This window comes from Listeria sp. LM90SB2, from assembly GCF_028867355.1.
GTDB lineage: Bacteria > Bacillota > Bacilli > Lactobacillales > Listeriaceae > Listeria > Listeria monocytogenes_B.
Genome location: NZ_CP046449.1, coordinates 1,997,262 through 2,010,379 on the forward strand (window position 1 = coordinate 1,997,262; position 13,118 = coordinate 2,010,379).

Consider the following 13,118-nt stretch of genomic DNA (forward strand, 5'->3'; position numbering starts at 1 on the left):
CGTCATTTCTCTCCTATTCGTAATGGCATGTATAGTTACTTCTTGTTTCAATGCAACGTTTCGCCCGGTCCCTGTCTTCATCCGATTGGAAAGTAATTTGTAACACACCGAAAATATCTTCCCGTGTTTCCAAAATCTTGATGTTTGTTAAACTGATTTCTTCTTCGCCCAGATACCTAGTCACTTCAGAAATTACCCCTGGATAATCTGGTACATCGACAAATAAATCGTAAAAAGATGGAATCGCACCACCTTGATGAACTGGAAGTGAATCTCGAAATTCTTTTGCCCCATCAAAAAAGGCATATATAGAACTCGCGTCTTCACTTTCAAGCATCTCAAGCGCTTCGTTCATACTGTCTCGCCAAATCGTCAGCTGTTTCGTTAACGTTTTTTGGTTGCTAATAGAAATATCCGTCCACATTCTTGGATCAGAAGAAGCGACCCGTGTAATATCACGAAATCCGCCTGCCGCAAGTCGAAATGCTGCAGGATGTTCTTCTGTAAAGCTTTGCGTCTGGTTCACTAAAGCCGCCGCCACAATATGCGGTAAGTGGCTCAACATGCCAGTAATTTCATCATGCTCATTTGGTGATAACACTAAGAACTTAGCATTCGTACCAGACAGCCACGTCCTAAGTTCAGCCACTTTGTCTTCTGCTACATCTTTCGTTGGTGTTAACAAATAATAGGCATTTTCAAACAACAGTTCTTTAGCAGCACGGACACCACTTTTATGCGAACCAGCCATTGGATGACCGCCAATAAACGTAATACCACTTTCTCTAAGTGCCGTGGATGCTTCCATGATGGTTCCTTTTGTACTACCTGTATCTGTAACGATCACATTTTCCTTTAAACGCAGCCCAGGTAAACGCGTTAATAACTGTTCTGTTTCTTTTACCGGACAACAAAAAACAAGTAAATCTGCTTTTGGCCCATCTATTAAAATACTTTCGCCAATTTCGTCAATCACACCGAGAGACTTTCCAACTTCTAACGAATGATAGGAAACGTCAATTCCGATGATATGTGCTTCTGGGTGTTTGGCTTTAATCGCAAGGGCAATAGAACCGCCAATTAACCCAAGCCCAACAATAACTACCGTCCCTTTCATTCAAAAACGCCTCCAAACACTTACAATAATTTTTCTAAAAGTGCAATTACCGCACTATTTTCCTCTTCTTTTCCGATCGTAATTCGAACAGCAGTTGGAAAACCAAGCGCCGCGCCAGAACGCGTAATATAGCCATTTTTTTCCAAGTAGCTAAAAATAGTTCCTGCTTCAATTCCTAAATCTATTAAAACAAAGTTTCCATTCGCTGGATACAGTTTTACTTGCTCAAAACGTTTCGCAAACGCTTCGTATTGTTTAATTCCATTTGCATTAGAAGTTCGGCATGCTTCAATAAAAGCTTGATCCTTTATTGCTTCTATTGCTAATTTTTGACCGATGCTCGTTGTATTAAACGGCGGACGAACGATATTTAGTTGCTCAATGATTGCTTTATCCGCAATACCATAACCAACACGAGCGCTTGCCAAACCATAAATTTTACTAAAGGTCCGGGTAATAATTAAATTTTTATAAGTGCGAATTAGTTTTTCATGTTTTTCAGGCTGCGGCGTCACATATTCAATATATGCTTCATCTAAAACAACAAGTACATCACTTGGTACTTTATCTAAAAACGCTTGAATATCTGCTAAATCAATGTAATTCCCAGTTGGGTTATTCGGATTGCAAACCCAAACAATCGTCGTATTGTCATCAATCGCATTCAACATACCATCTAAATCATGCGCACCATCCACAAGTAGCGGAATTTCTCTTACTTCGGCGCCTTCGATTAACGCATTTTGACGATACTGCACAAATGTCGGTGTCGCCATCACTGTATTTTTTGTCGTATCCAGTAAAACCCGCGTCAACAGTTCAATCAGTTCATCCACACCAGCTGTAAAAATCAGTTCCTCTTCTTCCAGTTGGTAGAAATCAGCGACCACTGTACGCAAGCTAGAAGCCCAGCCATCTGGATAAATTTCTGTTTCCACACTAGAATTGGCTTGAAGCTCCGCCACTTTTGGAGAAGTTCCCAGTGGGTTTTCGTTAGATGATAGTTTGGTGATTTTCGTTAAACCAAGTTCTGCCATCACTTCTTCTTCGCGTTTTCCAGGTTTATAAGAAGATAGACCTGTAAGTGATTTTTTCCATTTCATTACGCATCCTCCTCTTTTACTAAATCTGGGCGCAGTACTTTTGCTCCTCGTAAGTAGACATGGTTGATGGCTTCGAGTGGTTTATGTAGATCTGTGAATACCATGAAACGAATGCACATTGGAAGCGAATTTGGCACCGGAATTTCTTGCATCCCCATGACAGGAACATATTCAAAGCCAGGTGTTTCACGCACCGCCTTAGCTGGAAAAGCGGCAAAAATATCTTCTGTCACTGTAATGATGACGGATGTTAGTTGCTCACTATCTGTTATTTCATTTTGCGTTAAAATTTCTTCAAATAATTCTTTCGTCGCTGCATAAATTGCTTCCGGTGAATTAGTTTCTATTGTCGTTGCCCCTCGAATTGCTCTCAAATGCCATTCCCTCCATTTCGCATCACACGTTTGTAAGTTTCAAAAATCAAATCATCTTCCGCTTTAAAAATAACCGGTTCTCCAATTTCTTCGAGTAAAACCATACTTATTTCATTAAAAGTTGTTTTTTTATCATGACGCATATTTTCCAGTATTTTATTAAATGGAACAGTTGCATCAAATGTCGTATCATAGCCTAACTGTTTTAGCCACGTTTTAAATTCTGCTAAATCGAAATCCAGTCCGTAAATTGTCTCACTCATCGTGAGTGCATAAATCATCCCATAAGTAATCGCCTCGCCGTGCAGCCACTTGCCAAAGTTTCCGTAGGCTTCAAGTGCATGACCAAATGTGTGACCAAAATTCAAATAAGCGCGCACGCCTTGCTCGGTTTCATCTTGCGCAACGATATTTGCTTTAATTTCAATCCCACGTTGTAAAAACGGCGTCAAATCCTTCGTATAAAAGTCTTTCGGCTCCGTAAATGTATCCATTAAGGCCCGTAGTAACGTCTGATCGCTAATAAGCGCATGTTTAATCATTTCCGCAAAACCAGAGCGCATTTCCCGTTCTGGCAAAGTAGCAAAGAACTGGGTATCATAAATGACTGCTTCTGGCTGGTAAAAGTTCCCAATCATGTTTTTGCCAAGCGGATGATTGATCGCAACCTTGCCACCCACGGCACTATCATGCGCAAGAACCGTCGTAGGCACCTGATAAAAAGGAATGCCCCTCATATACGTAGCCGCAACAAAACCACCTAAATCACCAATAACGCCTCCACCAAAAGCAATTAAAACCGCTTTACGATCAAGACCTGTTTCAATCAATTTTGTCATCACATCTTCATATACACGAAACGTTTTCGCTTCTTCCCCGTTTGGCGCCACATAATAAGTGACTACAGGTAAATCAGCTAGAACCGCGTCAAGCTTTGCTTGATGAAGTTCCGCCACATGCTCGTCCGTCAAAACAAACACGTGGGAAAATTTAGCTAGGCTCTCCGTCCACTTTTCCCGGACATCTTCTAATGCGAATTCATTAATATATACTGGGTATGTTTTACTTTTAGCACGGACTGTAATTTCTGGCATGTTTAAAACTCCTTCGTTAAGTTTCGGTGTTCCTCCACATGTTTTTTAAGTGTGTCAAAACGATCACCATCAAATTTTTCTAACACAGCAACTGCAACTTCCCAAGCGACAACAGCTTCAGCTACCACACTTGCAGCAGGTACTGCACAACTATCCGAACGTTCTACACTTGCATTAAACGTTTCTTTTGAATCAATATCCACACTTTGAAGTGGTTTGTATAATGTTGGAATTGGCTTCATTACGCCACGAACAACAATTGGCATACCATTGGTCATTCCGCCTTCGAATCCACCAAGGTTATTTGTACGTCTCGTGTAGCCATCTTCTTTACTCCATAAAATTTCATCCATCACTTCACTACCAGGTTTTCTAGCAGCTTCAAAACCGACACCGAATTCAGCGCCTTTAAATGCATTAATACTTACAATCGCACGCGCAATTTTTGCATCTAGTTTTTTGTCCCACTGTACGTAGCTACCAAGTCCAGCTGGGACACCACCAACTACAACTTCTACGATACCGCCAATGGTGTCGCCATTTTTCTTCGCATCATCAATTTTTTGCATCATTTCTTCTGCCGCTACGCCGTCTAAACAACGCACTGGAGAAGCTTCGGATGTTTCTTGAATTTCTCTAACCGCGTAATCACGTGTTAAGTTCGCACGAGTGCCACCAATTTCAAGTACATGACCAGCTACTTCAATGCCAAGTTCATGTAATAATTTTTTCGCTACTGCTCCAGCTGCCACACGGACAGTCGTTTCGCGCGCGCTAGAACGTTCTAGTACATTACGCATATCGTTATGACCATATTTCATACCGCCAACTAAGTCCGCATGTCCAGGACGTGGACGGGATACGCGACGGGATTTTTCATTTTTTTCTGGAACTGGTTCAATGCTCATAACCGTTTCCCAATGCTTCCAGTCTTTATTTTCAACAAACATTGCTACAGGTGCGCCTAATGTTTTACCATGACGAATCCCTGCTGTGATTTGTACTTGGTCTTTTTCGATACGCATCCGTGCCCCACGACCATGCCCACCTTGTCTTCTTTTTAGTTCTTTATTTACATCTTCTGCTAGTAAAGGCATTCCTGCTGGCAACCCTTCAATAATTGTTGTAAGCCCCGGTCCGTGTGATTCTCCTGCCGTTAAGTATCTCATCTGCTCATCTCTCCTTTTTCTATTTCAGCTAGATTTTCTAGCGTTTATATTTTAGCGCTTTAAAGTATATGTGTAATATCTTAACATATGCCACGCGAGAAAACAATACTTTCGTTTCATTCTTTCATCTTACCAAAAAACCGCATGAAATGGTAATTTCTCTATAAAAAAAGAGCCTAGGTTTCCCTAAACTCTATACTATGTTAAATCCAAGTGTCGATTGCCTTTTGATAACTTAAAATTTCCTGCGGTGCAAAAAACAACTGAATTTCCCGTTTCGCACTTTCTGGGCTATCCGATCCATGAATCACATTTCGATTTGTATGTACCGCATAATCAGCGCGAATTGTTCCGGGGTCAGCTTCTAACGGATTTGTTTTGCCCATCATACGGCGAGCTGTTGCAATCGCATCATCTCCTTCTAACACCATCGCAAACACTGGTCCAGAAGTAATAAATCCAATTAAATCCTCGAAAAAAGATTTTCCAATATGTTCCGCGTAATGTTTTTCTGCTAGTTCACGGTCAATTTGCATTAATTTTCCAGCAACTATTTTTAAGCCTTTTTTCTCTATTCTTGTGACAATTTCACCAATAAGTCCTCGTTCTACACCATCCGGCTTAACCATTACATAAGTTTGTTCCATAAAGAATCCTCCCTCACGTTAATAATTTCTTTTATCTAAAACACGAACGATTTGTTTTAATGGTTTTAATTCAGGCACTTGCGGCAAAGAATCCAGTATTTCTACAGCTTTCTTTAAGTAGGCTGTTGCTACATCTTCGGCCTGTTTTGCGCCCGCTTTTTTGACTTCTTCCACTAAAACAGCAATTTCTTCTGCTGGAGTTTCCTCCGTAACCTGGCTGATGCGTTTTTTTAGAAAAGGATCTTCCATTGCAAAGAATACTGGCAATGTCACATTTCCTTGTCTTAAATCTTCCCCAGCTGGCTTACCGAGTTCTTTTTCTGTTCCAACAAAATCAAGTACATCATCCGTAATTTGAAACGCCATGCCAACATAATAACCAAAACGGTATAACTTCTGATAATCAGCTTCACTTTGACCAGAAACAACACCACCGAGTCCGCAACTAGCTGCTATCAGTAAAGCTGTTTTCCGTTTAATTCGGCGTAAATAATTACGCACACTTTGGTCAAAATTATATTTATCTTTTAATTGTTCGATTTCACCCGTAGAAAGCTCCACCGTAACATGTGATAGCATTTTATGCGCAGCAACGTCTTTAATTTCTGTCATATATTCCAGTGATTTGGCAAACAAAAAATCACCGGTATACATCGCAATATGGTTGCCCCACTTCGATTTAATCGTCTCGCGTCCGCGTCTTAAATCCGCATTATCCACCACATCATCATGCACAATCGACGCCATATGAATTAATTCAATCGCTACACTCGCATTTTTTACTGCATCAAAGTCTGCATTAGGAGCAAGTCTTGCTGATAAGCAAACGAACATTGGTCTAATTCGTTTTCCACCAGCCTCTAATAAATGAAGTGCTGCATCAGAAGTAGTTTCAGCAGCTGCGCCAGAAAGGGCCTTTTTAAGTTCTTTTTCAACTGAGTCAATGTCTTTTTGCATATTTGCATATAAAAAGTTAAGTTTCATGCTTGCCACCTTATTGTTCCTTCTTTTTAAATCCAAAGTGGGTTGCACTCGCGCCGCCACTGTGTGAAATATATCTTACGTATGAAAATCCGGCTTCTTGAAACATTTCCGCAAGTCTAGCCATTCCTGGAAACTCACGCGTTGATTCTTGTAACCAGCTATATTCTTTATAACTTTTCGCAAAAAACTTCCCGAAAACAGGCATTACATAGCGAAAATAAGCATTAAACACTTGTTTCCAGCCAGGAATATTGGGTTGAGACGTATCAATACATGCCAGCTGTCCACCTGGTTTTAGCACACGGTACATTTCTCGCAGCACTTGCATATAATCCGGTACATTTCTAAGCCCAAAGCCAATCGTCACATAGTCAAAACTATTATCTGGAAAAGGTAATTCCATTGCATTCCCATGAATAAGTTCTACATTGTGCAAATCCGCTTCTTTTACTTTTTCGCGACCAACCTTCAGCATATTTTCACTAAAATCAAGCCCCGTCACATGACCTTCAGGACCAATTTCTTCCGCCATCATAATCGACCAATCTGCCGTTCCACAGCAAACATCAAGAACATTCGTCCCTTTTTGAACACGCATTAGCTTCATTGTCTCTTTACGCCATTTCACATGTAGTTTAAAACTAATAACACTATTCATTCGGTCATAACTTGGAGAAATTTTCTCAAATACTTTATGTACTTTTTCTTCTTTAGTTTCCGTCATATCCCGAATCTCCTTCTATTTATCAGTCGTTAATAACTTCGATGATTCTTTTTCCTAGTATATTAGAAAGCGGTTCTGATTTATCTTTCAACCGTTTCACTTCACTTTTCACATCACGAATAATCGCTACTAACCAGCTTTCAAAATTAGATACGGCTTCCTTCGCAAAATAGCCATGATCAAACGCCCGCTTCAATCTGGACGCACCAATTTCTTTGTAAGTAGCAAGTTCTGTTTGGAGTCTTTTGAGCAAAAAGAACTGACAACCAAGCGCGATAAATGTGTCATCTTTCATAAAATACTTCGCAAACTTGGCAAAAATAGCCGCATTTGTTAACGTAAGCTGAGATAAATACTCTTCATCTGTTGCGACATGTAACTGGTAAATATTGGTTTTTGCTGTGTTTGTTTCTTGAACCCCGCTTTGCAATGCTCGAAGCAGTGGAATCATTTCTAATTCAGCAAGTGTGCGGTAATAGAGAGCACTATAAAAATCCCCAGCGAGAACCGTCAACTCTTGCTCCTTACGTGTTAGCTGTACAACATCGCCTGGTTCATCAATTTTTTCATGTGTATCATGCGCTAAAATCATGTACAGCGTTGCACTAACGACGCGATATGCAGAAGCATCAGTCAAATCAGAGCCAGAAATCGCTTCATGAAGAAATAGCATTTGATCTTTGTCCATTTGCCCGCCTTCATTATTCTCTTGTAAATATTGATAGACTGCTTGCTCATGTACCAACTGCTCCACTTCCTTTAGCCCAGCCTCTCTTGCCTGATAAGTCATTTAACAATCCCCTTTGAATCTCCTTATTATGTAAAAAATTATACCATAAAGGATATTTAATTATGCTTAATTAAAGCTAAAACTTCACTTCTAAGCTTATCGTCATTTTTAAAAGCACCACGAACAGCACTTGTAATTGTTTTTGTTCCAGGTTTATTTACACCGCGGATAGTCATGCACATATGCTCTGCTTCCATGATGACCATTACACCCAACGGTTTTAGTTTTTCCATCATAATTTCTGCAACAGTCGTTGTAATCCGTTCTTGTAACTGCGGGCGGCGACTTACATCATCCACTACGCGAGCAAGTTTACTAAGACCAGCAACTCTTCCATTTTGTGGTAAGTATGCTACATGAGCTACTCCAAAAAAAGGGACAAGGTGATGTTCACACATAGACGAAAAGCGAATGTCTTTCACAAGTACTAATTCTTCATGTTGTTCTTCAAAAATAGTATCGAAATGAACAGAAGGATCTTTTTTCAGCCCAGCGAAAACTTCTTCATACATACGAGCTACTCGCATTGGTGTATCAATCAGTCCTTCACGTTCTGGATTTTCTCCTACTGCTTCTAAAATAACTTTTACCGCGTCAGCAATCTTTTGCTTGTCTATTTGCTCCATCCTTAATTCCCCTATCTTTTTAGCATTATATACCTTGTATATCTTAACACAGCCAAACTTCAAGGTAAATTTAATTTGCTTGAATAAGTGATAATAATAGGGGTTTTTTTGCTTTCGTAAGTATATTCCCTATTTCTAAAACAGAAAACCACTAAAAATGGGCATAAAAAAACTAGCCTAGCTTAATTATAAAATTAAGGCCAGACTAGAGTTAGTGCTTAAAAGTCTATGTAGCTTATTTAACAGCTTCTTTAAGCGCTTTACCAGGTTTGAAAGCTGGTACTTTACTTGCAGGGATGTCGATTTCTTCTTTAGTACGAGGGTTACGACCTTTACGGGCAGCACGTTCACGTACTTCAAAGTTACCAAATCCGATTAATTGAACTTTTTCACCTTTAGATAAAGAAGTTTGAATAGTTTCGAATACAGCTTCTACTGCTTTCGCTGCGTCTTTTTTAGAAAGATCAGCTAGTTCAGCAACGCTATTTACTAAATCAGTTTTATTTGCCATTGTGTTTTCACCTCCTTCACAGAATACTACAAAATAAGCAGGTACAAGATATACCTGTATTTCTCTTTTTTTCCAAAAACAAAAATCAATTTGGAAATCTAAGGAGAATCATGACTGAAATGGCTTAACTACAAGCCTTAACAGTAATTCTGATAAAAGATTATCACATAATCCCTACAACTGCAAGGAATAATGCCAAACTGACACCGTTTCTTAACATTTTCAATCACAAATATTTTCTTTAAATGCTTGAAAACGTGATAGTATCAACCTGTTATCCATAATACTAACTTGGAAGCCTTAGAATAGCAAGCGATACCACCACAATTAGCTAAAATAGTTCTTTTTTCATAAAAATATGGGTAAATTTGCGTCTATTACCTGAAAACTCTAGGTTTCTGAGCCTAGTTTTATTCTAACATTTCTTTTTGGAAAGCTGCTTTTTCTGCCGCAGTAATTCCAATTCCTTTTTCTAAATAATTAGCTACTGAGCCATATTGTTTTTTCATTTCATCAAAGGCAATTTCCAAATATTCAGGACGAGCTTCTGCCATTGGCCTGAACATTTCTAAATCAATTTTTTCGGTTCCATTCGAAAAGAGCGCCACGATTCCTCCCATTTCTTGTAAAATGTCGTCCTGGTAGCGATTAGTGATGGCGTAATCGCCGAAAATCGTTTTTTCTGGTACATCTAACAATATTAGTAATAATGCCCCTAGGACGCCTGTACGGTCTTTTCCTGCAGTGCAATGGAAAACGAACGGCAATCCAGCTTTTGCATCTTCTAATACTTCTGTAAAAATTTCTCTAAAGCCTTCCACTGATTGCACAAACACGCGGTAGCTTTCACCCATCAGCGGTTCATAAATAGTTGTATCATTTGTTACCGGTAGCTTTGTTTCTTCATTTTTGGCAGTACCAATAGGAATATGTTTATTTAGCACACCTTCAATTGCAGGCGTAGGTTGTGCTTGTACTTCCGAACTACTGCGCAAATCACAAATCCATTTAATATGTAGTTTTTGAAGCAAAGCTGCATCGTTCTCATTAATATTCACTAAATTAGAAGAGCGATATAACTTACCCCATTTTACATGCTTGCCGTTTTTGGATGCATAACCGCCCATATCTCGAAAATTGAATACACTTTCAAGTGGCAAAATTCGTTCTGAAACAGTGGTTCTATCTCCGTTTGGTGTCTCTAAAAAGAAATAAATAGGAATATCCTTTGTGTCATATGAATAGTGATCAACATCATTTGTTACTTTGAAAACAGGATCACTATTATCCTCTAGTTTAGGACTACTACTTACAAAAACGACTGTGCCTTCGCTGACTTCTTCTTTGTTCCAAGTTAGTGTTACGGCTTTATCTGTACGAGTAACTTCCATATTATCCACCTACTTTTTATTATTTGGCTCTTCTGCTACATTTTAGCATATTTCATAAAAAAAGAGCCAAAATAAGCGGATAGCCCATTCTGACTCTTTCTATTAAAATGATTCTTTTTCGATCTTTTTTTCGCGACCCATTAATAAATCAACTGCTTCGCGAGCATCTTTATTTTCGAATAAAATCGCGTAAATCGATTCGGTAATTGGCATATCAATATCTAGTTTTTTCGCCCAACCATGTACTGCTTTAGCTGTTCGAACACCTTCAACGACCATGCCCATTTTTTCTAATACTTCATCTAAATTCTCGCCTTTACCTAGCATATTACCAGCACGCCAATTACGTGAATGCACACTAGTACAAGTAACGATTAAGTCACCAATACCTGTCAATCCGTAAAATGTTTGCGGATTAGAGCCAACAGCAACACCGAGACGAGTGATTTCTGCCATCCCGCGAGTCATTAGTGCCGCTTTAGCATTATCGCCATAACCAAGGCCGTCAGAAATTCCTGCACCTAGTGCGATAATATTTTTCAGCGCGCCACCAATTTCTGCACCAATCACATCATCATTCGTATAAATACGCAAATTATTATTGATGAAACGATCTTGAACAATTTCTGCAGCTGATAAATCTTTACAGCTCGCACAAAGTGTTGTCGGATGACGAAGCGCAACTTCTTCCGCATGACTTGGTCCAGAAAGAACAACAAGCGCTTTACGTTTGGACGCATCTATTTCGTCTTCAATCACTTCGGACATTCGAAGATTTGTTTCTGGTTCAATACCTTTACTCACATGCACTAAAATGGTTGGTTCTTTTAGCGCTTCATTTAACTGCTTACAAACGATTCGCATCGCATTTGTTGGAATAGCAATTACGACAATTTCTGCACCATCAATAGCTTCATCAAGTGACAATGTCGCTTTTACCTCAGTTGGTAAAATAATATCTGGCAAATAGTGACTATTCGTGTGCGATTCGTTAATTTCATTCACAATTTTATCTAAGTTTCCCCAAATAACTGGTTGATGATTATTATCAGCTAGGACAAGTGCAAGACCTGTTCCCCAACTTCCAGCGCCAAGAATAGCTACTTTTTTCTGTGTCATTATATTTTTCCTCCCGAAAACTTTACTTACGCTTACGAGCAATTACTCGAATTGGCGTACCCTCAAACGGAAATGCCTCTCTAATCCGGTTTTCTAAGAAACGTTCATACGAGAAATGCATTAGTTCTGGATCATTAACAAATACAACAAACGTCGGTGGTTTTACAGCCACTTGTGTTGTATAGAAAATCTTCAGTCGTTTACCTTTATCCATAGGTGATGGGTTCATTGCAACGGCATCACTAATAACATCATTCAGCATACTTGATTGTACACGTAATGAATGGTTATCGCTTACTTGATTAATAAGTGGGAATAGGTTATTTAAGCGTTGTTTTGTTTTCGCAGATACAAAGACAATTGGTGCATAGCTTAAGAATTGGAATTGCTCCCGAATATCTTCCGTCCATACGTTAATTGTTTTTTCATCTTTGTTAATTGCATCCCATTTGTTTACTACAATAATAATCGCACGTCCGGCATCATGCGCATATCCAGCAATTCGTTTATCTTGCTCACGAATACCTTCTTCTGCGTTGATAACCACAAGAACAACGTCTGAGCGTTCAATTGCTCTCATTGCACGTAAAACACTATATTTCTCTGTGCTTTCATACACTTTCCCACGTTTTCTCATTCCGGCTGTATCAATCATGACATAATCTTGGCCATCGAAAGTATAAGTTGTATCAATTGCATCACGAGTTGTACCCGCAATATCAGAAACAATAACACGATCTTCTCCAAGCAGTGCATTTAAAATAGAAGATTTACCAACATTTGGTCGACCAATCAAACTAAATTTCACTGTATCGTCTGGATATTCTTCCTCTTCTTCTTTTGGAAAATGAGCCCGAACAGCATCAAGCATGTCGCCAAGCCCTAGCCCATGTGAACCAGAAATTGGATACGGTTCACCAAACCCAAGAGAATAAAAGTCATAAATTTGATCTCGCATTTCTGGGTTATCTACTTTATTAATCGCTAAAACAATTGGTTTATTAGACCGGTAAAGAATTTTTGCTACTTGTTCGTCTGCATCGGTAACCCCTTCACGACCATTGGTAATAAAAATAATTACGTCTGCTTCATCAATTGCGATTTCCGCTTGTGCGCGAATTTGCTCTAAGAATGGTTCATCGGAAAGATCAATACCACCTGTATCAATAATGTTAAATTCTTTTCCAAGCCATTCCGCTGAATTATATATGCGGTCACGTGTCACACCGGGAACATCTTCCACTATGGAAACACGTTCACCAACGATTCTGTTAAAAATAGTCGATTTGCCAACGTTTGGACGTCCGACAATCGCTACAACTGGTTTTGCCATTATTTCACCTTCTTTTTTCTCGAATCCTATTTATCAAACTTTCTTTAGTTTATCAGTAAAACAGCTTACTGGCAATGAAAAGTTCGATTTGAAAAAGAAAAAGAGCCCATGGGAACAGTCTCCCTAGGCTCTTTTG

The 13,118-nt window shown here is 39.3% G+C and carries 14 protein-coding genes; all 14 read right to left on the reverse strand.

All coding sequences use genetic code 11. The annotated features are described in order from the left end of the window. Window positions 1–13: 13 nt before the first annotated feature. Window positions 14–1,117: a prephenate dehydrogenase gene (locus GL301_RS09880; protein ID WP_003726520.1), complete on the reverse strand. Its 1,104-nt coding sequence runs from the start codon at window positions 1,115–1,117 to the stop codon at window positions 14–16. A gap of 20 nt (window positions 1,118–1,137) precedes the next feature. Next, window positions 1,138–2,220 (reverse strand): histidinol-phosphate transaminase, encoded by a 1,083-nt coding sequence (gene hisC / locus GL301_RS09885; protein WP_003726521.1) that lies wholly within the window; start codon window positions 2,218–2,220, stop codon window positions 1,138–1,140. Next, complete coding sequence (gene aroH, locus GL301_RS09890) at window positions 2,220–2,594, reverse strand: chorismate mutase (RefSeq protein WP_003726522.1); 375 nt, start codon at window positions 2,592–2,594, stop codon at window positions 2,220–2,222. The genes hisC and aroH overlap by 1 nt, the downstream gene beginning before the upstream one ends. Continuing rightward, window positions 2,591–3,688: a 3-dehydroquinate synthase gene (aroB, locus tag GL301_RS09895; protein WP_009917806.1), complete on the reverse strand. Its 1,098-nt coding sequence runs from the start codon at window positions 3,686–3,688 to the stop codon at window positions 2,591–2,593. Before aroB ends, aroH begins: the two co-directional genes overlap by 4 nt. Window positions 3,689–3,690: 2 nt before the next feature. Further along, a complete protein-coding gene (gene aroC, locus GL301_RS09900) occupies window positions 3,691–4,857 on the reverse strand; it encodes a chorismate synthase (RefSeq protein ID WP_003728000.1) in 1,167 nt (388 codons plus the stop codon). Between the two features lie 203 nt (window positions 4,858–5,060). Then, a complete protein-coding gene (ndk, locus tag GL301_RS09905; protein WP_003727999.1) occupies window positions 5,061–5,504 on the reverse strand; it encodes a nucleoside-diphosphate kinase in 444 nt (147 codons plus the stop codon). 18 nt (window positions 5,505–5,522) lie between these two features. After that, window positions 5,523–6,488, reverse strand: coding sequence for a heptaprenyl diphosphate synthase component II (gene hepT / locus GL301_RS09910; protein WP_003726789.1), 966 nt, complete (start codon window positions 6,486–6,488; stop codon window positions 5,523–5,525). A gap of 10 nt (window positions 6,489–6,498) precedes the next feature. Next, complete coding sequence (gene menG, locus GL301_RS09915; protein ID WP_003726790.1) at window positions 6,499–7,212, reverse strand: demethylmenaquinone methyltransferase; 714 nt, start codon at window positions 7,210–7,212, stop codon at window positions 6,499–6,501. 22 nt (window positions 7,213–7,234) lie between these two features. Next, complete coding sequence (locus GL301_RS09920) at window positions 7,235–8,002, reverse strand: heptaprenyl diphosphate synthase component 1 (protein WP_003734416.1); 768 nt, start codon at window positions 8,000–8,002, stop codon at window positions 7,235–7,237. 56 nt (window positions 8,003–8,058) lie between these two features. After that, a complete protein-coding gene (gene folE, locus GL301_RS09925; RefSeq protein ID WP_003727998.1) occupies window positions 8,059–8,628 on the reverse strand; it encodes a GTP cyclohydrolase I FolE in 570 nt (189 codons plus the stop codon). A gap of 235 nt (window positions 8,629–8,863) precedes the next feature. Beyond that, complete coding sequence (locus GL301_RS09930; RefSeq protein WP_003720260.1) at window positions 8,864–9,139, reverse strand: HU family DNA-binding protein; 276 nt, start codon at window positions 9,137–9,139, stop codon at window positions 8,864–8,866. A 410-nt stretch (window positions 9,140–9,549) separates the two neighbouring features. Further along, on the reverse strand, window positions 9,550–10,530 hold the full coding sequence (locus tag GL301_RS09935; protein WP_010958971.1) for a tyrosine-protein phosphatase: 981 nt from the start codon (window positions 10,528–10,530) through the stop codon (window positions 9,550–9,552). A 102-nt stretch (window positions 10,531–10,632) separates the two neighbouring features. After that, entirely contained in the window at window positions 10,633–11,649 is a 1,017-nt protein-coding gene (locus GL301_RS09940; protein WP_003726833.1) for an NAD(P)H-dependent glycerol-3-phosphate dehydrogenase, read from the reverse strand. Between the two features lie 22 nt (window positions 11,650–11,671). Then, window positions 11,672–12,982, reverse strand: a complete 1,311-nt coding sequence (der, locus tag GL301_RS09945; RefSeq protein WP_003727996.1) for a ribosome biogenesis GTPase Der — start codon at window positions 12,980–12,982, stop codon at window positions 11,672–11,674. Window positions 12,983–13,118 lie beyond the last annotated feature (136 nt).